The following is a 23880-nucleotide window of genomic DNA, read 5'->3' on the forward strand; positions in this document are numbered from 1 at the left end:
CAGGCATGACCAAACCTTCTGGACGCCGTCGGATATTGCATCTGGCGGCGTCTTTCGTTTTCTCAGCACTCGCCTTGGTGGTTTTGATGGGTGGGGGTGGCTACTGGCTTTTGTCCCACCCGCAATCACCGGTTCCGGACCACTGGAACCCTTTGCGAGATCTGACCATTACGGCTCGGGTCACGCCGGTCACACCTGTGCAAATGCGACGAGCTTTGGCCGATGAAACGCAGTGCAGGGCCGCATTAGCCGGGGCGGGGGTAAGCTTTTCCCTGGTCGAGGATCTGATTGTCGACGAGAAATGCGGAATAGCCGGGCGCGGGGTTCTCTCGGGCTTAACCACGGCCAGCGTCAATGGCGTCGAGACCCGTTGTGCCACGGCTCTGCGATTGGCCATGTGGGAACACCATGTGGTCCAACCCGCCGCGCGCGAGATGTTGGACAGCAGGGTGCGCAGCTTGCGCCACCTGGGCAGCTATAACTGCCGGCGAATGCGCACCGCGCAGGGAAAGGACAGCGGTTGGAGCAGTCATGCCACCGCTGATGCCATCGATATTGTCGGGGTCGAGTTGGCAGATGGGCGAAGCCTGAGCCTGCTGTCGGACTGGACAACACCCGGACCCGAAGCAGATTTTCTACACCGGATTGGCCGGGGTGCATGCGAATGGTTTCGGGTGGTACTTGGCCCAAACTACAACCGCCTGCATGCGGACCACTTCCATCTTCAGGGACCGGGTTGGGGATATTGCAGATAACCACCGGTCGGTTAGCAGGTGCCATGTCGGCGCGCTGCACTGGTTTCAACATTTTCCCGCTGCGCCCTAAATCCAAACCACCTGACCCTTGCAGAAGGCCAGAATCAGGCATTGTGGTACGCGGAGTCTATCTGTGCTGCCATAATTTCGCTTACGGGGAATGACCTGAAATTTTCCCTTTGTGTAAACAGAACAACTGACTAACCTTCCGACACCTGTTCATAGGCGCATTGAAAATCGCAGCCAAAGCTGCTCAACGGGAGAATTATTCATGGGAAAACGCGACGAACTGATCGCCAAATACGCAGATGATCTGAAAAACAAATGCGGGATGGACGCCGACATGGACCTTTTGACCAAGGTCACAATCGGATGTGGTCCGGCGATTTATGACGCCGACGCGTCGACCGTGGCAGCCACTCAGCCAGGTGAGCTTGAGACCGTCAAAAACAACTTCCTGGTCAAGAAACTGGGCCTTTCCGACGGCCCCGAGCTGATGGAAGCGATCAACAAGGCGCTGGAAACCTATGGCATGTCCGAGCGCAACAAGTATCGTGCTGTCGTTTACTATATGCTGACCAAGCATTTCGGCAAAGAGTCGGTCTATAGCTAAATCCGGGTTTCGACCAATCAGCGCCCGCCCGATCTGTGGCGGGCGTTTCCAATTTTAGGTACTTGTTGTTTGTGCCAAGCCGGCCAAATGGGCTAGTGTCAGTTTGTGATCAGGACGGTCAGAACCGAAATTCTATACGCGTGTGGTGAGTCGGGAGCACGCGGGGTAGGGAAGGTTCTGCATCTGTCAGGACCTTCCCTTTAATCAATCCGACTTCGTTTGCCCCAGATCGCAGATCACCTGCCACTCGGCATCGCTGACCGGTTGTACGGACAGGCGGGAATTCTTGACCAGAACCATCTCATCCAGACGTTCGTCCATTTTGATCTGATCCAGCGTGACCGGGATGGTGAACGGGCGCACGGCTTTGATATCCACACATTCCCAACGCTCATCCTCGGTGGTGCTGTCTGGATGGGCTTCGGCGCAAACCTCAACAATGCCGACAATCGCCTTGTCTTTTTGCGAATGATAGAAAAAACCACGGTCGCCCACGGCCATCTGCCGCATGAAATTGCGTGCCTGATAGTTGCGCACCCCATCCCATTCTTCGCCCTCTGCGCCCTTGGCGACTTGCTGGTCCCAACTCCAGGTCGAGGGTTCGGATTTGAACAGCCAATACGCCATCAGCCGACCACCTTTTTCCAGACGATCAGATCAACTGACTGGAACAGTCCTGCATTGGCATAGGGATCATTGTCGGCCCAGTTTTGCGCCGCCGTCATATCCTCGACCTCGAGGATGATCAGTGATCCGATCATCGCATCGCCTTCCAGAAGGGGTCCGGCCTGGGCAACAACACCAGTTTCTTCGATATAGGCCAGATGGGCGGAACGGTTATCCAGCCGGGTTTGCAGCGCGTCGGGTTTATCCTTGGCGATAAGGGCGATCAGCATGTTATTCCTCCTTCAGGGGTCGGTTCAGCAGCCAGCGCATGGCTTCACCAACGCTGCATTTTCCGGTGCTTATTTCTGAAACGATTGTGCTTATGGGCATGTCCAGGTCTTCGGCCTTGGCAATTTTGGCCAAAGCCTTGGCCGTGGCAACACCTTCGACGGTTGTGTTTGTGTCAAAAGCATCCTGGCGCCCAAGCGACAGGCCAAATCGATAGTTCCGGGACAGTTCGGAACAGCAGGTCAGTACCAGATCACCCATACCCGACAGGCCCATCAATGTTTCAGGGCGGGCCCCGCGCATCAGCGCAAAGCGCTGCATCTCGGCAAAGCCTCGCGTCATAAGGGCGGCACGGGCGCTTTCGCCCATGCCTTCGCCAATGCAGGCCCCGCACCCGATGGCCATGACGTTTTTCAAGGCCCCACCAAGTTCGGCGCCGATAGTATCCGCGGTGCGATAGAGGCGCAGATTTGTGGTGCTCAATTCATGCTGCAGGTCACGGCCAATCGCATCATCCGCACAAGCGAGGGTCAATGCGGTGGGAAGGCCGCGCGCGATGTCGTTCGCAAAGCTTGGCCCGGTCAACAGCGCAGCGCGCGCCTCTGGGACGGTTTCACGGATAACGGAAACCGGCCCAAGGCCCGAGGTCAGCTCTATCCCTTTGCAGCAGGCGACCAGCGTTTTATCTCTGAGGGTAGCGGAATGCGCACACAACGCGCTCCGCAATTTCTGCATCGGCACGGACAGGAGGATGATTTCGCTTTCTGCCGCCAGATCAGCGTCCGAAGTAACCGTAATCGCCTTGGGCAAAGGTGCATTCGGCAGGCGCGCGCTGTTTACGCGATGGTTCTGCATCATCTGGGCCTGTTCCGGATCCCGAGCCCATAGCGTGACGGGGCCTTTCCCGGCCAGCGAAATCGCCAGAGCTGTTCCAAACGCTCCGGACCCCAGAACCGACACGCTCATGCTTTGGCTCCTTTTTTGCCGCTGCCCAACATGGCCGGGCTGGTTTGATCCAGAGGCCAACGCGGACGCGCGGTCAGGGTCAGATCATCGCGGGCACCCGTGCGGAAACGTTCAATTCCGGCATAGGCGATCATGGCGGCATTGTCGGTGCACAGGGCCAACGGGGGGGCGGTAAATCTGGCACCTTTTTCGGCACAGATAGACTCTAACGCGGTGCGAATGGCCGTATTTGCCGCAACGCCGCCCGCAACAGACACAACCGCCTCCGCAGGGCCTTCCAATAGGTAAAGGTCGATTGCGCGGCGGGTTTTCTCGGCCAAAGTGTCCACGATGGCCTGTTGGAACCCGGCGCAAAGATCGGCGCGGTCCTGTCGCGTCAGGCCACCTTTTTCAGCCACGATCTGGTCGCGCATTCGCATCAGCGCGGTCTTGAGCCCGGAAAAGGACAAATCGCAGCCCGGACGGTCCAGCAGTGGCCGCGGAAACCGGAACCGCTTGGGATCGCCCGTGCGGGCTTCGACCTCGACCGAGGGGCCACCGGGTTGCGGTAGGCCCAGCAGGCGGGCTGTCTTGTCAAAGGCCTCTCCCGGGGCATCGTCGATGGTGCCGCCGAGACGGGTGAACTGCTCGGGCCCATGGGCAATCAGATATTGGCAGTGCCCGCCCGAGACCAGCAGCATCAGGTAGGGAAACGCGATCCCGTCCGTCAGGCGTGGCGTCAGTGCGTGACCGGCCAGATGGTTGACTCCGATCAATGGCAGGCCCGTGGCGGCACTGATCCCTTTGGCGCACATGACGCCTGACATAACTCCCCCAATCAGGCCGGGACCGGCGGTTACGGCAATAGCGTCCATGTCGGCAAGGCCCAAACCTGCGGCCTCTAAAGCCTGCATCACACAGATATCCAGCTTTTCCGCATGGGCGCGGGCGGCAATCTCAGGCACCACGCCACCAAATGCGCTGTGCAATTCGGTCTGGCCATAGACAACCGAGGACAGCACCTCGGCGGCTGTATCATCGGATTGGCGCACGACTGCGGCGGCCGTGTCATCACAGCTGCTTTCCAACCCGAGGACAGTAAGTGTTTGCACCATTGGCCTGATCCGTTACACCTTGGTTGCCAAGCGGGGTATCACCCTGCGCGGATGCAAACAATCCCAAGGCCGAAGGCGCCAACTGTTGTATTTGTTGATGACCCGCCCGCGCGCTGCGTCTGAAAGGTTCGTCGCGCAGTTGCCAACCCGCATCAGAAGCCGGGTAGAGGTTATCCATTCGCCGATCCTGGAAATAAAACCTTTGGCGGTGCAAGTGCATGCGGATGAAGCAAAGGGGCTGATCTTTACTTCGGCCAACGCCGTTAATGCGGCGATGTCTTTAGATGTATCTCGAAAGATGCCGGCCTTTTGTGTGGGTCCTGTTACCACCGGAACGGCCAAAGGCGCTGGCTGGGATGCCCGGATGGTGGGTGCTACCGCCGAAGAGCTGATTGCAAACCTGCTAAAGCACCGGCCCCAAAGCCCGCTGCTTCATCTTCGGGGGGAGCACAGCCGGGGTAACATTGCTGAACGGTTGACCGAATCCGGTCTGGCTGTGCGTGAACAACCTGTCTATAAACAGCACTTGTTACCGCTCACAGATCGGGCAGGCGCCGTTGCTGAGGGCAATGAACCGGTGATTGCCCCCATATTTTCACCCAGAACAGCGCGACAATTTGCCGACATCTGGGTGGGTTCGGCACCACTTTGGCTGGCTGCAATCAGCGAGGCCACGGCTGAACCCCTTTATTCCTTGGATTATGTCCGCCTGAAGATTGCCAAAGAGCCGACACCGAAGAAAATGCGGAAAGCCGTTAAAAAGCTTGTGAAACATGCGATGCGGGTTGAGGGCGGCGAGGCCACAGATTAACTTAGTCTGGTTAGTTGTTCAGGTTGTTTTGGATTCGAAAAGGGGAACATTGCGGTGGCTGGTAAGAAGAAAACCGATCAAAAGCCGGAAGATGACCCCAAGGCTGACGCAGTCGAGGACATTGTCCAGACCCCGGATGAGGCACCTGTTGACGATGCTGACCCCGTAGACGAAACGCCTTCCGAAGCCGAAGCCGAAGCCGAAGCCGAAGCCGAAGCCGAAGCCGAAGCCGAAGCCGAAGCCGAAGCCGAAGCCGAAGCCGAAGCCGAAGCCGAAGCCGAAGCCGAAGCCGAAGCCGAAGCCTCTCTTACGTCGCCTGATCAGACCGTCGCAGAACCGCCGGTCGAAAAACGCGGCGGCTTTATCCCGGCGCTTATTGGCGGTGCGATTGCTGCGGCGGCCGGGTTCGCTCTGGGTCAAAGCGGCGCGTTCTCCTCGGGTGAGTCCGACGCAATCGCCGCGCTTGAGGCGAAGCTGACCGCACAATCCGATCAGATATCAACACTGTCGAAGTCTCTGACCGACGGGTCGGATCTGTCCCAGAAGATTGACACGCTGACCGGCCAAATCGCGCCAATTACCGCTGATCTGGATGGGGTGAAGTCCAGCATATCCGATCTGACCAACAAGGTTGATCCGCTTGCCAGCCGTTTGGCCGAGTTGGAAAGTGGCGCGCTGACGCAGGGCGCTTCACCTGAAACCGGCGCGGCCATCGAGGCCGAGCTGAAAAAACTCCAGGACTCTTTGGCCGCGCAACGGGCCGAGGTGGAAAAGATGGTGTCCGAAGCTCAGACGCTCGAGGCCGAGGCTGCAGCAAAATCGCTGGCGGCGACCAATGCAGCCCTTCTGTCACGGGTGCATGAACAGTTGAATACGGGTCAACCTTATGGCGACCTGATTGCAGAACTGAAGGCCGCAGGCGTAACCGTTCCCGAGGCGCTGGCAGCACCGGCAACCGAAGGTGTCGCGACGATTGCAGCACTTCAGGACAGCTTTGCGCCCGCTGCGCGCACGGCGCTGGCCGATGCGCGGGACGCGGACAAGGGCACCGGAATTGTCGCGTTTTTGCAGCGCCAGACGGGTGCACGTTCGGTTACCCCGCAAGAAGGTGACAGCCCCGATGCGGTCTTGTCGCGGGCTCAAGCCGCTTTGTCGGGCGGAGATGTCTCTGCTGCCCTGGATGAGCTGAAATCCCTGCCCGATGCAGCCAAAGCTGCATTTGAAGGGTGGGAACAGGCGGCCCAGACGCGGGTTTCTGCTGTGGATTCTGCAAATGCGCTTGCCTCAAGCGCGAACTCGAACTGAGGGGCCTGCTATGCTGTGGTCACTGTTTAAGATCCTTGTTTTTGTTGCGATTGTCGGCTTGTTGGCTCTTGGCGCCGGGTTCCTTATGGAAACCAAAGGCGGGGTGCAGATCACAGCGGGTGGCACGGAATACACGCTTGCTCCGCTTCAATCGGTCATTGCGCTAGGCGTGATGATCATTGCGATCTGGCTGTTCTTCAAGCTGCTGACCCTGCTGATCGCCACGCTGAAATTCCTCAATGGGGATGAAACAGCCCTGTCGCGTTATTTCGACCGCAGCCGGGAACAGCGCGGATATCAGGCATTAACCGATGGGATCATGGCGCTTGCCTCGGGTGAGGGGCGGATCGCGATGAACAAGGCCGCCAAGGCCGAAAAGCTGCTGAACAAACCCGAGCTGACCAACCTGCTGGTGGCCCAGGCCGCCGAGATGAATGGCGATACCCAAAAGGCATCTGAAACCTATAAGAAACTGGTGACGAATAATGCCACGCGTTTTGTGGGGGTGCGCGGTATCATGAAGCAGAAGCTGGCCGAAGGCGATGATGACACCGCCCGGAAGCTGGCCGAAAAGGCATTGGCCATCAAGCCACGCCATCAGGAAACGCAAGATATCCTGCTGGGCCTGCAGACCAAGTCGCAGGATTGGGCTGGGGCGCGATCAACGCTGACCGCCAAGCTGAAATCCGGGCATTTGCCGCGCGATGTGTTCAAGCGCCGCGATGCGGTGCTCGCTTTGTCCGAGGCAAAGGGCATTCTGGACGAAAACTCGACCGTAGAACAGCAGGAACAGGCAATCGAGGCCAACCGCCTTTCCCCTGATTTGGTGCCTGCCGCAGCGATGGCTGCCCGTGCCTATATCGAAAAAGGCAAGCCGCGTGCCGCAACGAAGATTCTGAAAAAGGCATGGGAGGCACAGCCACATCCCGATCTGGCCCATGCTTTTGCCGATATTGCACCGGATGAATCACCGGCCGAGCGCATCAAACGCTTTGCGACGTTGACCCGCATACACTCGCAGAATCCGGAAACCTGTCTGATTCTGGCCGAGTTGAACATCGTCGCCGAAGATTTCCCCGAAGCCCGCCGCGCGCTGGGGGATGTGGTCGAAAAACAGGCTGATGCCCGCGCCTACACGCTGATGGCAGCGATTGAACGCGGCGAAGGGGCCTCGGATGTGGTTGTGCAGGGCTGGCTGGCAAAGGCGTTGAACGCGCCGCGCGGGCCGCAATGGGTCTGCGACAACTGCCATGACATTCAGCCGGAATGGGGTCCGGTCTGTCAGAACTGCCACAGCTTTGACACGCTCAGCTGGCAAACGCCTCAAACTCCAGAGATCGCCTCGGCCACCGGTGTTCACATGCTGCCGCTGATCGTTGGCGCGCTTGAGGACAAGGCCGACACCGATATGGATGAGGTCGACGAGGCCGATGAGCCTGAGGTTATTGAGGCAGAGATCGAACCGGTTCGGCCTGATATCGAACCTGCCATCGACGAAAAGACCTAACGCGCACTTTCCACGTCGAAGGCGTCGTTCCACAGCTTAAACAGCTCGGCCCGTCGGTTCTGATCTCTGGCAACCAATAGGGCCGGCGACAGGGCGATGAACCTTCGGGCGCTGGGCGTTAACCCCGTATCGGCTGTGTCCATCTGGGCGACGAGACCCGAAGTTGCCAGCAGGGTTTGCGCCTGTGGCGACAGGAGAAAATCCAAGAATTCCGTGGCGGCTTGTTTGTTCCGCGCCTGGCGCGGGATCATCAGGGCGCGTGACAGGACCAGAGTATAGTCTTCTGGCAGGATCACCCCAATGCCCGGGGCCTTGGCATTGGCAACATAAGACCCCAAAACGTTATAGGCGATCAAAAAGCGCCCATTGGCCACATCGCGGATGATTTCCGCAGAACAGCAAGTGGCCACCGCGTCGATACGTGCAAAACCTTCGATCAAAGAGCCGAAAGTCGTGGCCTCAAGGCTGTCTCCATAGGCAAACAGATAACCCAGACCCGAGGCCGCGATGTCATAGGTTGCCACGCGCCCACGCAGTAGATCCGGCTGGGTTCGCATCATGTCCAGCAGGGCGAACCGGCTGCGTGGGACGTTCTGATCCTGTAACAAGGTCTTGTTGTAGACGATGACGGCGGGTTCGGTGGTGATCCCCCACAGCTCATCCCGCCAGCGTCGCGCGGCGGGCAGGGCATTGGTAAGGTCGGATTGAAACCGGTGTCCGCAGGCCGAATTCACCAGCCAGACCATCTGTTGAATCGCGGATGAGAACACGATGTCTGCAGGATTCTCACCTGATTTACAGACCGTGCGGCTGTGTTGGAACAGAGCGTTAGATCCCCATTGTTCATAAGTGACCTGCAGATTGGGGTTCAGCGCCGTAAATCGTTCGAGCACGGGGGCGATGATCGCAATGTCGGTGGTTGACCGGATCAACATCGGATCCTGACCTGCGCCGAATTCTGCGATGGCTTCTTGGGCGCGCGAAAGCGAAGGAATCAAACTCAGCGCTACAAGGGCTAGGGCTCGGATCATGTGCTGCTCTCATCTGTTCTGGCCGGGAAACTCAGCGCAGCGCGAAACCCGGTTTCATCCCGCCCCATCTCGACTCGGCCGTCAAAGGCCTCAGCGGTGGATTTCACGATGGACAGGCCCAGGCCGGTGCTATCCTCGCCCGAACCTGTGCTGCGATTGAACCGGTCCCCCAGCTGATCGGCGATTATGGTCGCAGGCCCGGACCCCTGATCGCGCACCCACAGAACAGCGCGCGCGCCCTCTTGCGCGGCGCCAATACGGACGGGTGGCAGACCATGACGCAGAGCGTTGCCAAGCAGGTTCTTGGCGGCTTCGCCGATCGAAAAGGCATCGCCATTCACAAGAACTGGCGTATCGCCGATTTCCAGACGCACCTCGATAGTGGGGGCCATCAATTCATGATCGCTGTGTTCCAGCACGTCCAGCGCCACTTCGCGCAGGTCGACGGGCAGCCGCGGGGCGCTGTCGATACGGTGGATCACCATGGCGCGCGACAGCAACTGATCCAGCAGCGTGCCCAGTGACCGGGTGCGCCCCAGCAGCCGATCCAGCGCGCGTGTCCGGGCCGGAGGGTCGGGATCATCCTGCGCAATCTCGGCCTGCACCCGAATCGCGGCCACGGGTGTGCGCAGTTGATGGGCGGTGTCGGCAATCAGGTTTCGCATCGTGTCCACTTGCCGATCCAGCCGCCCCATGAACCGGTTCATTGCGCTTAGCATCACCTGCAATTCGCGTGGCAACCCGTCGCTGGCCATCGGTGTCAGGTCATAAGGATCGCGACGGGTCAGGTCATCGGACAGCGCCTCAAGCGGGCGCAGGGCCGAGCGGGTGACAAACCACGACATGATCAGCAGCAACATTCCGGCCACCGCCATGGGCAGCAAGGCATCGCGCATCAGGCCCACGGTCATGGATTGGCGCGCGCGCAGGGTTTGGCCGACCAGAATTTCCACCTCGCCCGAGAAATCGCGCTCGGCAAACAGGCGGGTAACGCGGACGAAACGGGCGGGTTCCCCGTTCAGATCAGAGGCGAAATAGACCGGCGTGGTGCCGGTTTGTGGCGGCACCTCAATCACGGTGTCCCGGTCCAGCCCGGTGATGAAGGGGCCATCCGGCACCTGTACCGCATAGAAAATCCGGTCATCCGGCGCCTGTGCCAACAGTTGAAAGGCCGAGACTGGAAGATCGACAAAGGGTTGGCCATCTTGAATGCGAACGGATTCGGCAATGTCACTGGCCGCGCCCAGCAGCAGCCGGTCATAGGCCTGCCGCGCAGCAAGGCGACCATTGGCCCAGATCGACAGACCAACCAGAAACCCGCCCAGAATCAGGATCAAAACCACCGCGCTTAGAACGCGGGCCGTCAGGCTGTGGGGCAGGCGCAGCCTAGTCATTCAGACCGATCCGATACCCCACCCCACGCTGGGTGGTAATGCTGATGGCGCTGCCGGTGAATTTTTTGCGGAGCCGTGCGATATACAGCTCGATCGCGTTTTCCCCCACATCGGCGTCTTCGAACCCGTAAAGCGAGTTATACAGCCGTGATTTCGACAGATACTGACCTTCGTGCCGGATCAGGGCGTCCAGGACCGCCGCCTCGCGCGCGGTTAGGTTCAGGCGTTTACCGTTCAGCGTGGCGCTGCGATCCTTGGCGGCATAGATCAGCGGACCCAGCGTGATCTGTTCGCTTTTGCGATCGGCATCGCGCCGGACAAGGGCGCGCAACCGCGCCTCAAGCTCGCGCTGGTCAAAAGGCTTGCCCAAATAATCGTCGGCACCTTTGTCCAAAGCGGCGACACGATCTTCGACCGAAGTCAGTGCTGTCAGCATTAGCACTGGGGTGCGGTCGCCGCTGTCTCGGATTTTGCCCAGAAAGTTCAGGCCGGACCCGTCAGGCAGGTTTATATCCAAAAGCATCGCGTCATAGGTTTGAACTGCGCGGAAATCACCTGCGGATTCGACAGTGGTCGCCAGATCGCAGACAACGCCCGACCGCGCCAGATGGGCTATTACGCCTTCGGCCAGATCTACGGCATCCTCGATCATCAATACGCGCATTGTCCCCCCGCGCCCTGCCCTGAATTTCTGTGACAGGTTCGTGACAGCATTATTCTGTAAACAGTACCAGCCCGCAAGGACAGTCCCTTGCAGGAACAGGTTTCGGTTGCAGGACGCAGCCCAAAAAGACCAGAGGAGGAGACACGAATGAAACTGTTTGGAACAAGCGGCGCGATTGCGGCTGCTGTTTTTGCCCTGTCCGGCGTGAGCGCCAGCGCACAGGAATGTATTGCCCCGGCCAACCCCGGCGGCGGTTGGGATTTCACCTGCCGTCAGGTCGGTAAATCTCTGCAGGATCTGGGTCTGATCGACCAGACCATGCAGGTTGTGAACCTGGCCGGCGGCGGTGGCGGTGTTGCCTTTGCCGAGGTCGTCAACAAGCGCGGCGAGGATAATGAGCTGATCGTAGCGGCCAGCGCAGCCACGGCGACCCGCCTGGCGCAGGGCGCCTATCCAGGCAACACCATGGATCAGGTGCGTTGGCTAGCGGCCATCGGTGCGGATTATGGCGTGATCGCCGTTGCAGCCGATAGCGCGGTTAACACGCTGCCCGACCTGTTGGATCAGATCAAATCCGATCCGACGTCTGTGTCCGTGGCGGGCGGTTCCGCCGTGGGCGGTTGGGATCACCTGAAGGTTCTGATCGCGGCCAATGCCTATGGCATCGAGGACGTACGGTCGGTCAAATACATCGCCTTTGATGGCGGCGGCGAAGCTGTGACCCAGCTGTTGGCTGGTTCGGTTCAAGCCTTTACCGGTGACATCTCGGAAGCCAAGGGTTTTGTCGACTCGGGCGATATCAAAGTCATCGCCGTATTGGCGCCTGAACGTCTGCCCGGCGAATTCGCCGATTTTCCGACGGCCAAGGAGCAGGGCATTGATGCCATCGGCGCAAACTGGCGCGGGTTTTACGCCCCTGGCGGAATGAGCGATGAGGCCTATGGCGATTGGGTTGGTAAGATCGGTGATCTTTACGCCTCGGATGAATGGAAAGAGGTCATGGCCGCCAATGGTCTGGCCCCGCTGGACCTGCAAGGCGCAGCTTTCCAGGATTTTGTTGCGCAATCCGTGGGTCAGATCCAGACCATCTCGAAAGAGATCGGGATCATCAAATAAGACCAGCACTCACCTGAGAGCGGGGTGTCGCGCCGGGCGCGCGGCACCCCGACCAGACCCATACTTCCCTTACATAGGAGATACCCATGAGTGATCGCATATTCGGGGTCTTCGGCATTCTTCTTGCCATCGGCTTTGCCCTGTCAGCGCTGGCGATTGAAGAGAGCTTTCTGTCAGACGCGGTTGGCCCCAAGGCCTTTCCACTGATTGTCGCCGCCATCCTTGGCCTGTCCAGCGCGGTCATCGCGTTGCGCCCGGATGCCGAGCCCGAGTGGCCCGCGCTGGGCCGGCTGGTCGAAGTCGGCGCCGCTGTAGTCGTGATGATCTTCTATGCCGAGCTGTTGCCGGTTCTGGGATTTGTAATCTCTACCGCCTTTGCTGCGGCTTACCTGGCTTGGCGGCTGGGATCTGGTCCGATCGAAAGCGTAGTGGTCGGAATCGGTACTTCTGTCGGTATCTACGTCATCTTCCATCTGGTTCTGGGCCTGTCACTGGCTCGCGGACCATTGGGTTTCTAAGGGGAACGTCATGGAAACTCTTGCATCCCTTGGCGATGGATTCGCTATCGCGCTGACATGGCAAAACCTGTTGCTGGCCCTGTTGGGTTGTTTTCTGGGCACGATCATGGGCGCGTTGCCCGGTCTGGGACCGTCGAACGGCGTGGCCATTTTGATCCCTCTTGCGTTCACGCTGGGGCTGGGCGCGACGCCGTCTCTGATCCTGCTGACCAGTGTTTATTATGGGGCAATGTATGGCGGGAGAATCTCATCGATCCTGCTGAACATCCCTGGGGACGAGCCTGCGATGATGACCTGCTTGGACGGGCATCCGATGGCCAAAAAAGGCCTTGCGGGCGAGGCGCTCTCGCTGTCCGGTATCGCCTCATTCATTGGTGCGTTTCTGGCCACATGGGGCCTGATCTTTCTGGCGCCGCAGCTGGTCAAGATCGCGTTGCTGTTTGGACCGGCTGAGTATTTCGCCCTGTTCGCGCTGGCCTTCATGACGCTGGGCGGCGTGTCCTCGACCAATCAGGCGAAATCGGCTTTTGCCGCTGCGCTGGGCCTTGGGTTGGCGACCATTGGTGTCGATACCCAGACCGGCGTGCCTCGGTTCACCTTTGGCGAAGTGCACCTGTATGATGGGCTGGATTTCCTTGTCGCCATTGTCGGCCTGTTTGCACTGTCCGAAGTGTTCATCTTTCTGGAAAACCGTCATGGCGGATCGGATGCCGCTGGGCGCAAGTTGAATATCGGGCGGCTTTACCCGCCGATGTCGATGATCAAGCAATGCATGCCGACCATGCTGCGCACCTCATTCCTGGGCTTTCTGGCGGGGGTTCTGCCGGGGGCCGGGGCGTCTTTGGGCTCGTTTATTTCCTATTCGATGGAGAAACGGTTGGTCGACAAGGACAACACATTTGGCACCGGTGATCCGCGTGGCGTCGCCGCGCCCGAGGCCGGCAACAACGCCGCCGCCGGGGGGGCCTTGGTGCCGATGCTGGCGCTGGGCGTGCCGGGGTCAGGGACCACCGCCGTGCTGCTGGCGGTTCTGTTGGCGCTGAATATCACGCCCGGACCGCTGCTGTTCACCCAGAACCCGGATGTGGTCTGGGGCCTGATTGCGGCACTGTTCATTGCCAACTTTATGTTGCTCGCGATGAATATCCCGATGGTGGGCCTGTTCACCCGCGTCCTGATGGTGCCCTCGCGTATCCTGATGCCCGTCGTGGCGATGGTCAGCTTTGTGGGTATTTACGGCATCTCGGGGTCCAGCTTTGATCTGCTGGTGATGATCGGGTTCGGTGTCATGGGCTGGGTTCTGCGCAAGCTGGACGTGCCGCTGGTGCCGATCATTCTGGGCACGCTGCTGGGCAACTCGATGGAGAATAACCTGCGCCGTGCGGTCACCATCGACAATGGCAACTGGTGGACGCTGGTTGACAGCCCGCTGGCCATCGGCTTGTGGTCCATTGCCCTGATCGGATTTGTTCTACCTCTGATTGTAGGCGCGCGTGTCAAAGCCAAGATGCATCAGCGCCGCGACGAAGAGGGCGCGATCAGCGACTGACCGCATTGGGCGTCACCGCAAACCGGTGGCGCCCGATTAGGTAAGATTTGGGGTCGCGTATCCTGATCTGAAACAAAAAATTGAAACATTTGGCAAAAACCGCGTTATTGATAGGCACAAAGCTGTTGTGCGAAGGATGCCAGAATGGAACTCAGTGACGAAATCCGCATCGCTGCCCCGCGGGACGTGGTGTATGAGGCGCTGAACAACCCCGATATCCTGCAGGAATGTATCCCCGGCTGCGAAGAGCTGACCCAATCTTCGCCGCAAGACCTTGAGGCAAAGGTGGTTCTGAAAATCGGTCCGGTGAAAGCGCGGTTCGCGGGTCAGGTCACGCTGGATAAATCCAAGGCACCGGACGGATTTTCGCTGCAGGGCGAGGGCAAGGGCGGGGCTGCGGGGTTTGCCAAGGGCGGTGCCGATGTGACCCTGACCGAAGACGGGTCCGAGACGGTTCTTGCCTATACTGCTAAGGTGGATGTCGGCGGCAAGATCGCCCAGCTTGGCAGCCGTTTGATTGCCGGGACTGCCAAGAAACTGTCGGGGAAATTCTTTACCCGGCTCGGAGAGATCGTCTCAGAACAATCCGGCAGCTAGCCAGTTTCGCGCATTTCAGTTGACGGCGACCTCATTCGGCGCAATCACAAGAAAAACTGGCGGGCCAAACCCGAAGCAGGAGGCCAGAGTGATGGATTACGCGCAGCTGGAACGTCTTGAGAAGCGGGTTTCACTCAAGCCCAATGACCGACAGGCCATCCGGCAGCTTGTGACGATGCTGGAATACTCCAACCTACCGAAACAGCATCTGGGCGCCTACAGCAAAGCGCAGCTTGAGGTGACGGGCGGGTTGAAAAAGGGCTGGCAGGCAGCCCTGGTCGACACCGGACGGCAGACCGCCGCCTATTCTGGTTGGATGAAAGCCCTGGACACACAGAATATCCAGTTGGCTGTGCCCATCGCCCAGATCTATGTGGGTCAAACCATCACCATCAATGGCGAGCATGGGAATTGCGGCCAACGCCTGAATTTCTTTGAAGAAACCAAGGTGATTTGTGGACTGTGCCACGAGTGCTACAAGGTGCAGATCCTGCCAGAGAACCTTGAGGGGATGTTTCAGGTCTATTTCTTGCTGCTCAACCTGCAGCTGCCCAGGGACAATGCCAGAAAAAGCATGATTGAGCTGCGCGAAGCGGTCAAGTTTCCCTATAAGGCGTATATCTATTGTGAGTCGATCGCAGAGGCGAAAGAGTGTCTTGCGATTTTCCGTGCCGCACAGGTGGAATTTGAGATCACCGGGGTTCATTCGAAAATATCCCACGGATGTTCTGAATACAGTATGGAATACCCCGAATTTAAGTATTCCGAGGGTGCGGGGGACGACTTTGAAACACCATCCGATTGGAGCGGGATCGAAGAGGCGTATTTCACGGACATTCCGATGCCTGCCCCGGAAAGACCAAGCAATTCCAAACCGATCCTCAGCTTGCGGGACGTTTTTGCCTTTCGGACATGGGTCAGGTTCGCTGAGCTGATCGGTGATAAATCCTGCGAAAAATATGGAACACGTCTCGGCCCGGAGCTGCCTCAGCCCTTCGTCAAGCGTGTACAGGGGCAGGCGCGGGACCGGCACAGGGAAATGGTGGAGCTTTCTGCACAGGGTTAGCAGCTGTAGCCCATGTGCCAGTGCTGACGCGCGACCGTGGTCTAGACCGGAAAGTCCAATCCCAAATCCACGGTGCGCGCCGAATGGGTCAATGCACCTGAAGAGATATAGTCAACACCCGTTGCCGCGATTGAGGCGATGCGATCCAGCTTCACATTGCCCGAGGCTTCGGTCTTGAGCCTGCCATCCACCATCGCCACCGCCTCGCGCAGCATGTCATTGTCCATATTGTCTAACAGGACGACCGAGGCGCCTCCGACCTCAAGCACTTGGGCCAGTTGGTCCAGACGGTCGACCTCGATCTCGACGGCCATCATGTGGCTGGCATGGGCCTTGGTGGCCTCCAGCACCTGACGCACCCCGCCAGCGGCTGCGATGTGGTTGTCCTTGATCAGGATCGCATCTGACAGAGAGTATCGGTGGTTGAACCCGCCGCCATGCAGCACGGCCAGTTTTTCAACCAGACGCAGGCCGGGGGTTGTTTTGCGGGTGCAGGTGACGCGGGCATTTGTGCCTTTAGTTTCAGCCACGAAGCCGGCGGTCTTTGTGGCGATCCCGGTCAGGCGACCGGCAAAGTTCAGGGCCACCCGTTCGCCCGACAGGATTGAGGCGGCCGATCCCTTGATGGTCATCAGCGTATCGCCTGCCTTACAGGGTTGGCCATCGGCAATATGCGTGGTGATGTCCAATGAGGGGTCGATCAGGCGAAACGCCAGCGCCGCGACTTGCATGCCGGACACGACCGCATCCTCGCGCGCGTTCAGGCAAGCATCATAGGTGGTATCCGCCGGGATCACCGCGCGGGTGGTGACGTCGCCATAGCTGCCAAGATCTTCCATCAGGGCAATGCGGATCATCGGTTCAAGGACAAGATCGGGAACGGTAGAGAAGCTCATGATTGCTCCTTGCAGGCCTGCGCGCGGATGGCGAGTGCTTGGGAAAGGTACATTTCGGATCGTTTGCCGGGTCCGGCCGAGGGGTCGGGGAAATCGGATCGTTCATGCGCGCCGCGGCTTTCTTCGCGCGCCAAAGCGCCCGCCGCGATTAAAGTGGCGGTGGCGCACATGTTCAGGAAAGACGGGTTGTCGCTGTTTGCTGCCTCTAGCCGCGCGATGATGCCAAGCGCTTTGATCAGGCCCTTGCGATCACGGATAACGCCAACATAGCGGGTCATGGTCTGGCGCAGCTCTGTCACGGCGGCAGGGTCAGATGGGGTGCCGCCGTCCTGAAAGGTGATTTCCAGCGGCGGCGTCGCGCTAGGTGTTGGCAGGGTCCGGGCGATGCCTTCCGCGCAGATGCGGGCGTAGACCAGCGCCTCAAGCAGACCGTTCGAGGCCAGACGGTTGGCACCGTGCAACCCGGTCGAGGATGCCTCACCGCAGACCCATAAGCCGTCGATACTGGCGCATCCGCTGGTTTCGGTCGCGATGCCACCCATGTGGTAATGCGCAGCGGGGGCAACGGGGATGGGTTCCTGCGCCGGGTCGATGCCATTGCGGGCGCAATATTCGGCGACCGAGGGGAACTGTGCCTTGATCGCCTCGCCCAGAACCTCGCGCGTGTCCAGCATGGGACGGTTGCCCGCCTGAACCTGCGCATAGATGGCGCGGGCGACGACGTCGCGCGGGGCAAGCTCGGCATCCGGGTGGATGGCCTGCATGAACCGCGCGCCATGACGGTTGATCAAAATGGCCCCTTCACCGCGCAGCGCTTCGGTCGCCAGCGGCGCGGGGTCTTCACCTACATCCATCGCGGTGGGGTGGAACTGGACAAATTCGGCATCCGCAATCAGCGCCCCCGCGCGTGCCGCCATGCCAATCACCTGCCCGCGAATACGCGGCGGGTTGGTTGTCAGCGCATAGAGCCCGCCTGACCCGCCCCCGGCCAGCAAAACCGCAGCCCCGCGCAGCATCACCGGGGCTGACCCGCCATTATCCGCACGCTGAATGCTGACGCCGGTAACGCGCCCGTCTTCGACGTCCAGCCCAAGGGCCATGGTGCCCTCCAGAACCTGGATCGACGGGGTTTCGTGCACCTGTTCGATCAGGGCGGCCATGATCTGCGCGCCTGCCTGATCGCCCTTGACCCGGACGACACGGGCAAAGCTGTGCGCGGCCTCGCGCGACAGCACGTAATCGCCGCCCGCGGTCCGGTCGAAAGGCGTGCCCAGCGTGGTCAGGTCCAGAATATAGTCGCGCGCCTGACGCGTCACCAATTCAGCCACCTGCGGATCAACGGTGCCCGCACCGGCATTCACGGTGTCGTCCGCGTGGCTTTCCGGGCTGTCATCAGCGTCCATCGCCGCAGCCACTCCCCCCTGCGCCCAGGCAGAACTAGCACCCTCGCCCAACGCTTCAGGAGAGATCATCACCACCGGATGCGGGGCCAGTTTCAGCGCAGCATAGAGCGCGCCCAGCCCGGCGCCCACGATGATAACGCGGTCGGTGGTGAGGGTTTCCATCTCGGATCAGAGACCCAGCTTTCGCGACAGGTCGATCATCGCCTGCACCGAATGGCGCGCTTTTTCCGCGATCTCGGCGTCAACCTCGACCTGACCTTCCATCGTGTGCAGCACATAGAGGATTTTTTGCAGCGTGATCTTCTTCATGTAGGGGCACATGTTGCAGGGGCCGACAAAGTCGACCTCGGGCAGTTCATCGGCGATGTTCGAGGCCATCGAGCATTCGGTGATCAGCATCGCCTTTTCGGGCTTTTCGGTGCTGACATACTTAATGATCCCGCTGGTCGAGCCAGAGAAATCGGCCTCGGCCACCACTTCGGGCGGGCATTCCGGGTGGGCAATCAACCGTGTGCCCGGATTCCATTTGCGAAAATCGCGCAGGTCCTGGGCGGTGTATTGTTCATGCACGATGCACGAGCCCGGCCAGTACACGATGTTCTTGCGGCTTTCATTTGCCACGTTCTGCGCCAGATATCGATCCGGCGTCATGATGACGGTGTCGGATTCCATCGCATCGACGATCTGAACGGCGTTGGACGATGTACAGCAGATATCGGACGCGGCTTTCACCTCGGCGGTGGTGTTCACATAGGAGACGACCGGCGCGCCGGGGTATTTGGCGCGCATCTCGTCGATTCCCTCGGCGGTGATGCTTTCGGCCAGCGAACAGCCTGCGGCCATGTCCGGCATCAGCACGATTTTCTCGGGGCTCAGGATTTTCGAGGTTTCGGCCATGAAATGCACGCCCGCCTGTACGATCACGTCGGCTTCGACGTCGCTGGCCTTCATCGCCAGTTGCAGACTGTCACCCACAAAATCCGACACGCCATGGAAAATTTCAGGCGTCATGTAGTTATGGCCCAGAATGACCGCGTTCCGCTCTTTTTTAAGCGCATTGATCGCCTTGATATAGGGCGCATAGATCGCGAAATCCGGCGGCGTCACCACCCGGTCCATCCGGGCATAGGTCTCCTGCATTTCCTCAACCAATTCGGTCGAAGGTGTCAGGTCATAATGCTGTGAAAGCACATTGGTGATGCTCTGGTGAGTGACATTCATCTCGGCAGTCCTGCCTTGCGTATTGGGGTGGGAAAGGGGTCGGAATTCGTGCTGCCCGACCGTCCAAGAAAACGGTTGATTTCAAAGGCGCACGCCTCTGATCGCACAATTCGAGCGGTTTTGGTCATGCGATCTGGATCATTCCGCATAACCGATGCCTTCGGTCGATACACATGCATAGCAAATCGGCATGAAAAACCGCTCTGAATATCCTACTCAGTTGCGGGATGCATACGGTGAATTCCAGGCGCGGTAAACATACAAAACCCCAAGCCAATACCGGTATACGTGGATGAATGCGCTTACCTGCTGCAAATTTGCAGTTCGCGGAACAGTTTGTGGTCATCTCGGGTCGGGTCTCTGACGAGGTGTATGACCCGGGCGGCACGGCCCAACTTGTTACATTTCGTAAGAATTGAGAAAACATCAGGCAAAACTTGACGCTGATCGTGTCGACGTCCCTTAATCGGGGCGTTGGCGTCCGGGCCAGACCCGGACCCGCCATTTCCGGCCCGGGGAGGGGCCGGGTGGGGAGGAGAAAAAGATTGACTCAGACGCAGTCAGGCGCTGAAGGGATGCAGTCTCTTCCGGCGCTGCTACACCGCAATGTGACTCAGTTCGGGGATGCCCCGGCCTATCGCGAAAAGGAATTCGGGATCTGGCAATGCTGGACCTGGGCCGAGGCGGCCAAGGAAATCCGCGCCATTGCGCTGGGGTTTCTTGAGATTGGCGTTGAGAAGGGCGACCATATCGCCGTCATAGGCCGGAACCGCCCGGCGCATTACTGGTCGATGGTTGCGGCCCAAATGGTGGGTGCGATTCCGGTGCCGCTCTATCAGGACGCGGTCGCCGAAGAGATGACATATGTGATGGAACATTGCGGTGCGAAATATGTCGTCTGCGGTGACCAGGAACAGGTCGATAAGGTCATCGAGATTCAGGAAAAAGTTCACCAGATCAAACACATCCTCTACACTGACAAGCGTGGCATGCGGAAATATGATCATTCCCAGATGAACGCGCTGGACGACATCAAGGCCGAAGGCAGCGCAGGTCATGCTCGCTTTGATGCCGAGCTGGACGCGCGTATCGCTGCGATCACCTATGACGACACTTGTGTGATGCTGTATACCTCGGGCACCACCGGCAAGCCGAAAGGCGTGGTGCTGTCGAACCGCAATGTGATCGAAAGCGCCAGAAACTCATCCGATTTTGATCACCTGACCCGGAATGAGGACATCCTGTCCTATCTGCCAATGGCTTGGGTAGGTGATTTTATCTTTTCCATCGGTCAGGCCTATTGGTGCGGGTTCTGTGTAAACTGCCCCGAAAGCGCTGACACGATGATAACCGACCTGCGCGAGATCGGTCCGACCTATTTCTTTGCCCCGCCGCGGGTATTTGAAACGCAGCTGACCAACGTCATGATCCGGATGGAAGATGCGGGCAAGCTGAAGCAGCGTATGTTCCACCATTTTATGGCCCATGCCAAAAAGGTGGGTGGGTTACTGCTGGATGGCAAAGCGGTTGGGTTTGGTGATCGGATCAAATACGCGCTGGGCAATCTGCTGGTCTATGGGCCGCTGAAGGATACGCTGGGGTATGGCCGGTTCCGGGTCGGTTATACGGCAGGCGAGGCGATCGGGCCTGAGATTTTCGATTTCTACCGCTCGCTGGGGATTAACCTGAAGCAGCTTTATGGGCAGACCGAGGCGACGGTCTTCATCACCGTGCAGCCCGATGGCGAGGTGCGCGCCGATACGGTTGGTGTGCCCGCGCCAGATGTCGAGCTGAAGATCGCCGAAACGGGCGAGATCTACTATCGCTCGCCAGGTGTGTTTGTCGAATATTACAACAACCCGGACTCGACCGCCTCGACCAAGGATGCCGAGGGTTGGGTGGCCACGGGTGATGCCGGGTTCATTGAGGAAAGCAGCGGTCATCTGCGGATCATCGACCGCGCCAAGGACGTCGGAAAAATGGTCGATGGCTCGATGTTTGCGCCGAAATATGTTGAGAACAAGCTGAAGTTCTATCCCGATATTCTTGAGGTCGTGCTGTTCGGCAATGGCAAGGATCGCTGCGTGGCGTTCATCAATATCGACCTTACCGCCGTGGGGAACTGGGCCGAGCGCAACAACGTTGCCTATGGGTCCTATCAGGAACTGACGGCACATCCGCAAGTGTTAGAGACAATCAAGTCCCATGTGGAAGCGGTCAACAAATCGGTCGCCGCCGATGAAATGCTGTCGGGCTGTCAGGTGCATCGCTTTGTGGTGCTGCACAAGGAACTGGATGCGGATGACGGTGAGATGACCCGAACCCGCAAAGTGCGCCGGGGCTTTGTCGAAGAGAAATTCCACGACATCATCACCGCCCTTTACGACGGGTCTTCAAGCGTTTCGACCACTACCGAGGTGACCTATGAGGACGGCCGCAAGGGCTCGATCAGTGCCACACTTGAGATCGTGGATGCGCCGGTTGTAACGGTCACGCAACACAAGGTAGCGGCGGAATGAAGTCCGGTCCTGCGCCGCTCGACCTATGGTCATCGCCCGCCCGCCATTCCGTGTATTGCGTAAGTCAAGGAGGGGCTGATGTTGGATAGTTCCGAAGGATATGTCACCGAAGACGGCCGCAAGATCGGCGGCGTCGTGATGGAGATGAAGAACATCACTCTGCGCTTTGGCGGTGTGGTGGCGATCAAGGATATCTCGTTCGACATCCGTGAGGGTGAGATCCGCGCCATTATCGGTCCAAACGGGGCGGGTAAGTCCTCGATGTTGAACGTAATCTCGGGGTTCTATGTCCCACAAGAGGGCGAGGTCTGGTTTCACGGGGCCAAGCGCCCTCCAATGCGGCCCTATGAGGTCGCGCGGCAGGGGATTGCGCGAACATTCCAGAACATCGCCCTGTTCGAAGGCATGAGCGTTTTGGACAACGTCATGACCGGGCGCCTGAACTATATGAAGACCAATATCCTGCAGCAGGCTTGGTGGAAGGGTAAGGCCGAGGCCGAAGAGACCGAAAACCGAGAGGCAGTCGAACGGATCATCGACTTTCTCGAAATCCAGCATATCCGCAAGACGCCCGTTTCACGCCTGCCCTACGGCTTGAAAAAGCGGGTCGAACTGGCCCGGGCGCTGGCCGCTGAACCCAAGCTGTTGCTGCTGGATGAGCCGATGGCCGGGATGAATGTTGAAGAGAAAGAAGACATGAGCCGCTTTATCCTCGACGTGAATGATGAATTCGGCACCACCATCGCCCTGATCGAACATGACATGGGCGTGGTGATGGATCTGAGCGATCGGGTGGTCGTGATGGATTACGGCAAGAAGATCGGCGACGGAACGCCTGATGAGGTGCGCAACAATCAGGAAGTCATCGATGCCTATCTGGGGGTGAGCCATGACTGATCTACGGAACGGGCTGAGAAAATTCGACGAATTTTCCGGGATGACGCGCCAGATGAAATCTGTTCGGAGGACATAGGATGCCTGAACAACTCGTATTTGCGATGGAAGTCATCCTCAACGGTCTTATGGCCGGGGTGCTCTATGCGCTGGTCGCGCTGGGCTTTGTGCTGATCTACAAGGCGTCAGGGATTTTCAATTATGCGCAAGGGGTTATGGCCCTGTTTGCCGCGATGACTCTTGTCGGAATCATGAACGGGCAGGTGCCGTTTGCACATCTGATCAATGCGACTTTCGGGACGCATATCCATTACTTTGGCTGGAGTGTCCCTGCGCTGCTGGCGATTATTCTGACTATGGCGGTGATGGTTCTGTTGGCTTGGGCGGTGCAGCGGTTCGTGATGCGCCATCTGGTTGGCCAAGAGCCGATCATCCTGTTCATGGCCACCATCGGGCTGGCCTATTTCCTTGAGGGCGTGGCCGACCTGATGTGGGGGTCCGAGATCAAGACGCTGGATGTAGGCCTGCCGCAGGGCATCAACCTCTGGCTCGATGAGGCGACCTTTAACGTCTTCGGCTATGGGTTCTTCATCGACAATCTGGACATTGTGGCAACGGTAATTGCGGCGCTGCTGGTGGCAGCGCTGGTTGTGTTCAGCCAATATACCAAGCAGGGCCGGGCGATGCGCGCTGTGGCGGATGACCATCAGGCGGCGCTGTCGGTGGGGATTTCGCTGAATTTCATCTGGATCATGGTCTGGTCTGTGGCCGGGTTCGTGGCTCTGGTCGCGGGCATCATGTGGGGCACCAAGTCTGGCGTGCAGTTCTCACTGTCGCTGATCGCGCTCAAAGCGTTGCCGGTGCTGATGCTGGGCGGGTTTACCTCGATCCCCGGAGCCATCGTCGGAGGGTTGATCATCGGTGTGGGTGAGAAACTGTTCGAGTTCGCCATTGGCCCGATGGTTGGCGGTGCGACCGAGAACTGGTTTGCCTACGTGCTTGCGCTGATCTTCCTTGTGTTCCGGCCGCAGGGCCTGTTCGGCGAGAAGATCATCGAAAGGGTGTAG

Annotated in this window: 23 protein-coding genes; 13 read left to right on the top strand and 10 right to left on the bottom strand. The window is 59.0% G+C overall.

Translation table 11 applies throughout. The features are described from left to right. The first annotated feature begins 5 nt into the window (after nt 1-5). Nucleotides 6-755, top strand: a complete 750-nt coding sequence (locus FN806_RS12170; RefSeq protein ID WP_142637478.1) for an extensin-like domain-containing protein — start codon at nt 6-8, stop codon at nt 753-755. 271 nt (nt 756-1026) lie between these two features. After that, the gene (locus FN806_RS12175) at nt 1027-1368 is read left to right on the top strand and encodes a DUF2853 family protein (RefSeq protein WP_142637480.1); all 342 of its coding nucleotides are present in this window, start codon (nt 1027-1029) and stop codon (nt 1366-1368) included. A gap of 204 nt (nt 1369-1572) precedes the next feature. Here FN806_RS12175 and FN806_RS12180 read toward each other — a convergent pair whose 3' ends face one another. From FN806_RS12180 to tsaD, 4 genes are read right to left on the bottom strand one after another with little or no spacing between them, the layout of a single operon-like run. Then, nucleotides 1573-1995: an EVE domain-containing protein gene (locus FN806_RS12180; RefSeq protein WP_142637482.1), complete on the bottom strand. Its 423-nt coding sequence runs from the start codon at nt 1993-1995 to the stop codon at nt 1573-1575. Continuing rightward, entirely contained in the window at nt 1995-2264 is a 270-nt protein-coding gene (locus FN806_RS12185) for a YciI family protein (RefSeq protein WP_142637484.1), read from the bottom strand. The genes FN806_RS12180 and FN806_RS12185 overlap by 1 nt, the downstream gene beginning before the upstream one ends. Nucleotide 2265: 1 nt before the next feature. After that, on the bottom strand, nt 2266-3228 hold the full coding sequence (locus tag FN806_RS12190) for an NAD(P)H-dependent glycerol-3-phosphate dehydrogenase (protein WP_142637486.1): 963 nt from the start codon (nt 3226-3228) through the stop codon (nt 2266-2268). Beyond that, complete coding sequence (gene tsaD / locus FN806_RS12195) at nt 3225-4322, bottom strand: tRNA (adenosine(37)-N6)-threonylcarbamoyltransferase complex transferase subunit TsaD (RefSeq protein ID WP_142637488.1); 1098 nt, start codon at nt 4320-4322, stop codon at nt 3225-3227. Before tsaD ends, FN806_RS12190 begins: the two co-directional genes overlap by 4 nt. A gap of 97 nt (nt 4323-4419) precedes the next feature. On the opposite strand from tsaD, the gene FN806_RS12200 reads away from it, so the two are divergent. Genes FN806_RS12200 through FN806_RS12215 form a run of 3 tightly spaced genes read left to right on the top strand, consistent with a single transcriptional unit; the run spans nt 4420 to nt 7945 of the window. Then, nucleotides 4420-5133, top strand: coding sequence for a uroporphyrinogen-III synthase (locus FN806_RS12200; RefSeq protein ID WP_142637490.1), 714 nt, complete (start codon nt 4420-4422; stop codon nt 5131-5133). A gap of 54 nt (nt 5134-5187) precedes the next feature. Beyond that, nucleotides 5188-6438 carry a COG4223 family protein gene (locus FN806_RS20490; protein ID WP_185956697.1) on the top strand — a complete coding sequence of 417 codons (1251 nt, stop codon included), beginning with the start codon at nt 5188-5190 and terminating at the stop codon, nt 6436-6438. Nucleotides 6439-6448: 10 nt separating this feature from the next. After that, the gene (locus FN806_RS12215) at nt 6449-7945 is read left to right on the top strand and encodes a heme biosynthesis protein HemY (protein ID WP_142637496.1); all 1497 of its coding nucleotides are present in this window, start codon (nt 6449-6451) and stop codon (nt 7943-7945) included. On the opposite strand, the gene FN806_RS12220 is transcribed toward FN806_RS12215, so the two are convergent. The 3 genes from FN806_RS12220 to FN806_RS12230 are packed head-to-tail and all read right to left on the bottom strand — an operon-like array spanning nt 7942 to nt 11034. Next, nucleotides 7942-8976 (bottom strand): ABC transporter substrate-binding protein, encoded by a 1035-nt coding sequence (locus FN806_RS12220; protein WP_142637498.1) that lies wholly within the window; start codon nt 8974-8976, stop codon nt 7942-7944. The two genes, FN806_RS12215 and FN806_RS12220, sit on opposite strands and share 4 nt — an antisense overlap. Continuing rightward, entirely contained in the window at nt 8973-10370 is a 1398-nt protein-coding gene (locus FN806_RS12225) for a sensor histidine kinase (RefSeq protein WP_142637499.1), read from the bottom strand. Before FN806_RS12225 ends, FN806_RS12220 begins: the two co-directional genes overlap by 4 nt. Beyond that, nucleotides 10363-11034: a response regulator transcription factor gene (locus FN806_RS12230; RefSeq protein ID WP_142637501.1), complete on the bottom strand. Its 672-nt coding sequence runs from the start codon at nt 11032-11034 to the stop codon at nt 10363-10365. Before FN806_RS12230 ends, FN806_RS12225 begins: the two co-directional genes overlap by 8 nt. Nucleotides 11035-11181: 147 nt before the next feature. Here FN806_RS12230 and FN806_RS12235 point away from each other — a divergent pair, with 147 nt between their 5' ends. The 5 genes from FN806_RS12235 to FN806_RS12255 all read left to right on the top strand — a co-directional run bounded on the left by FN806_RS12235 (nt 11182) and on the right by FN806_RS12255 (nt 15880). After that, nucleotides 11182-12150: a Bug family tripartite tricarboxylate transporter substrate binding protein gene (locus tag FN806_RS12235; RefSeq protein WP_142637503.1), complete on the top strand. Its 969-nt coding sequence runs from the start codon at nt 11182-11184 to the stop codon at nt 12148-12150. 86 nt (nt 12151-12236) lie between these two features. Next, nucleotides 12237-12668, top strand: coding sequence for a tripartite tricarboxylate transporter TctB family protein (locus FN806_RS12240; protein ID WP_142637505.1), 432 nt, complete (start codon nt 12237-12239; stop codon nt 12666-12668). Between the two features lie 10 nt (nt 12669-12678). Then, entirely contained in the window at nt 12679-14217 is a 1539-nt protein-coding gene (locus FN806_RS12245) for a tripartite tricarboxylate transporter permease (protein WP_142637508.1), read from the top strand. Nucleotides 14218-14361: 144 nt separating this feature from the next. Then, a complete protein-coding gene (locus FN806_RS12250; protein ID WP_142637510.1) occupies nt 14362-14814 on the top strand; it encodes an SRPBCC family protein in 453 nt (150 codons plus the stop codon). 91 nt (nt 14815-14905) lie between these two features. Beyond that, nucleotides 14906-15880, top strand: coding sequence for a hypothetical protein (locus FN806_RS12255; RefSeq protein WP_142637512.1), 975 nt, complete (start codon nt 14906-14908; stop codon nt 15878-15880). Between the two features lie 41 nt (nt 15881-15921). Here the strand turns inward: FN806_RS12255 and nadC are convergent, their stop codons facing one another. Genes nadC through nadA form a run of 3 tightly spaced genes read right to left on the bottom strand, consistent with a single transcriptional unit; the run spans nt 15922 to nt 19400 of the window. Next, a complete protein-coding gene (gene nadC / locus FN806_RS12260; RefSeq protein ID WP_142637514.1) occupies nt 15922-16776 on the bottom strand; it encodes a carboxylating nicotinate-nucleotide diphosphorylase in 855 nt (284 codons plus the stop codon). Further along, complete coding sequence (locus tag FN806_RS12265) at nt 16773-18341, bottom strand: L-aspartate oxidase (RefSeq protein ID WP_142637517.1); 1569 nt, start codon at nt 18339-18341, stop codon at nt 16773-16775. The genes nadC and FN806_RS12265 overlap by 4 nt, the downstream gene beginning before the upstream one ends. A gap of 6 nt (nt 18342-18347) precedes the next feature. Then, nucleotides 18348-19400, bottom strand: a complete 1053-nt coding sequence (gene nadA / locus FN806_RS12270) for a quinolinate synthase NadA (RefSeq protein ID WP_142637519.1) — start codon at nt 19398-19400, stop codon at nt 18348-18350. Between the two features lie 575 nt (nt 19401-19975). On the opposite strand from nadA, the gene FN806_RS12275 reads away from it, so the two are divergent. The 3 genes from FN806_RS12275 to FN806_RS12285 all read left to right on the top strand — a co-directional run bounded on the left by FN806_RS12275 (nt 19976) and on the right by FN806_RS12285 (nt 23880). Beyond that, nucleotides 19976-21919, top strand: coding sequence for an AMP-binding protein (locus FN806_RS12275; RefSeq protein WP_185956699.1), 1944 nt, complete (start codon nt 19976-19978; stop codon nt 21917-21919). A 78-nt stretch (nt 21920-21997) separates the two neighbouring features. Continuing rightward, nucleotides 21998-22816, top strand: coding sequence for an ABC transporter ATP-binding protein (locus FN806_RS12280; protein WP_142637523.1), 819 nt, complete (start codon nt 21998-22000; stop codon nt 22814-22816). A 77-nt stretch (nt 22817-22893) separates the two neighbouring features. Further along, on the top strand, nt 22894-23880 hold the full coding sequence (locus FN806_RS12285) for a branched-chain amino acid ABC transporter permease (RefSeq protein WP_142637525.1): 987 nt from the start codon (nt 22894-22896) through the stop codon (nt 23878-23880).

It is taken from the genome of Ruegeria faecimaris, assembly GCF_900182615.1.
GTDB classification, from domain to species: domain Bacteria; phylum Pseudomonadota; class Alphaproteobacteria; order Rhodobacterales; family Rhodobacteraceae; genus Ruegeria; species Ruegeria faecimaris.

Excerpts from the sequence above, each read along its gene's own strand:
- FN806_RS12285 (WP_142637525.1), top strand. The coding sequence starts at position 22,894 with ATGCCTGAACAACTCGTATTTGCGATGGAAGTCATCCTCAACGGTCTT.
- FN806_RS12250 (WP_142637510.1), top strand. The coding sequence starts at position 14,362 with ATGGAACTCAGTGACGAAATCCGCATCGCTGCCCCGCGGGACGTGGTG.
- FN806_RS12230 (WP_142637501.1), bottom strand. The coding sequence starts at position 11,034 with ATGCGCGTATTGATGATCGAGGATGCCGTAGATCTGGCCGAAGGCGTA.
- FN806_RS12235 (WP_142637503.1), top strand. The coding sequence starts at position 11,182 with ATGAAACTGTTTGGAACAAGCGGCGCGATTGCGGCTGCTGTTTTTGCC.
- FN806_RS12225 (WP_142637499.1), bottom strand. The coding sequence starts at position 10,370 with ATGACTAGGCTGCGCCTGCCCCACAGCCTGACGGCCCGCGTTCTAAGC.
- FN806_RS12245 (WP_142637508.1), top strand. The coding sequence starts at position 12,679 with ATGGAAACTCTTGCATCCCTTGGCGATGGATTCGCTATCGCGCTGACA.
- FN806_RS12240 (WP_142637505.1), top strand. The coding sequence starts at position 12,237 with ATGAGTGATCGCATATTCGGGGTCTTCGGCATTCTTCTTGCCATCGGC.
- FN806_RS12185 (WP_142637484.1), bottom strand. The coding sequence starts at position 2,264 with ATGCTGATCGCCCTTATCGCCAAGGATAAACCCGACGCGCTGCAAACC.
- FN806_RS12275 (WP_185956699.1), top strand. The coding sequence starts at position 19,976 with ATGCAGTCTCTTCCGGCGCTGCTACACCGCAATGTGACTCAGTTCGGG.
- FN806_RS12175 (WP_142637480.1), top strand. The coding sequence starts at position 1,027 with ATGGGAAAACGCGACGAACTGATCGCCAAATACGCAGATGATCTGAAA.
- FN806_RS12190 (WP_142637486.1), bottom strand. The coding sequence starts at position 3,228 with ATGAGCGTGTCGGTTCTGGGGTCCGGAGCGTTTGGAACAGCTCTGGCG.
- tsaD (WP_142637488.1), bottom strand. The coding sequence starts at position 4,322 with ATGGTGCAAACACTTACTGTCCTCGGGTTGGAAAGCAGCTGTGATGAC.
- FN806_RS12265 (WP_142637517.1), bottom strand. The coding sequence starts at position 18,341 with ATGGAAACCCTCACCACCGACCGCGTTATCATCGTGGGCGCCGGGCTG.
- FN806_RS12255 (WP_142637512.1), top strand. The coding sequence starts at position 14,906 with ATGGATTACGCGCAGCTGGAACGTCTTGAGAAGCGGGTTTCACTCAAG.
- FN806_RS12170 (WP_142637478.1), top strand. The coding sequence starts at position 6 with ATGACCAAACCTTCTGGACGCCGTCGGATATTGCATCTGGCGGCGTCT.
- FN806_RS12280 (WP_142637523.1), top strand. The coding sequence starts at position 21,998 with ATGTTGGATAGTTCCGAAGGATATGTCACCGAAGACGGCCGCAAGATC.
- nadC (WP_142637514.1), bottom strand. The coding sequence starts at position 16,776 with ATGAGCTTCTCTACCGTTCCCGATCTTGTCCTTGAACCGATGATCCGC.
- FN806_RS12180 (WP_142637482.1), bottom strand. The coding sequence starts at position 1,995 with ATGGCGTATTGGCTGTTCAAATCCGAACCCTCGACCTGGAGTTGGGAC.
- FN806_RS12200 (WP_142637490.1), top strand. The coding sequence starts at position 4,420 with ATGACCCGCCCGCGCGCTGCGTCTGAAAGGTTCGTCGCGCAGTTGCCA.
- FN806_RS12220 (WP_142637498.1), bottom strand. The coding sequence starts at position 8,976 with ATGATCCGAGCCCTAGCCCTTGTAGCGCTGAGTTTGATTCCTTCGCTT.
- FN806_RS12215 (WP_142637496.1), top strand. The coding sequence starts at position 6,449 with ATGCTGTGGTCACTGTTTAAGATCCTTGTTTTTGTTGCGATTGTCGGC.
- nadA (WP_142637519.1), bottom strand. The coding sequence starts at position 19,400 with ATGAATGTCACTCACCAGAGCATCACCAATGTGCTTTCACAGCATTAT.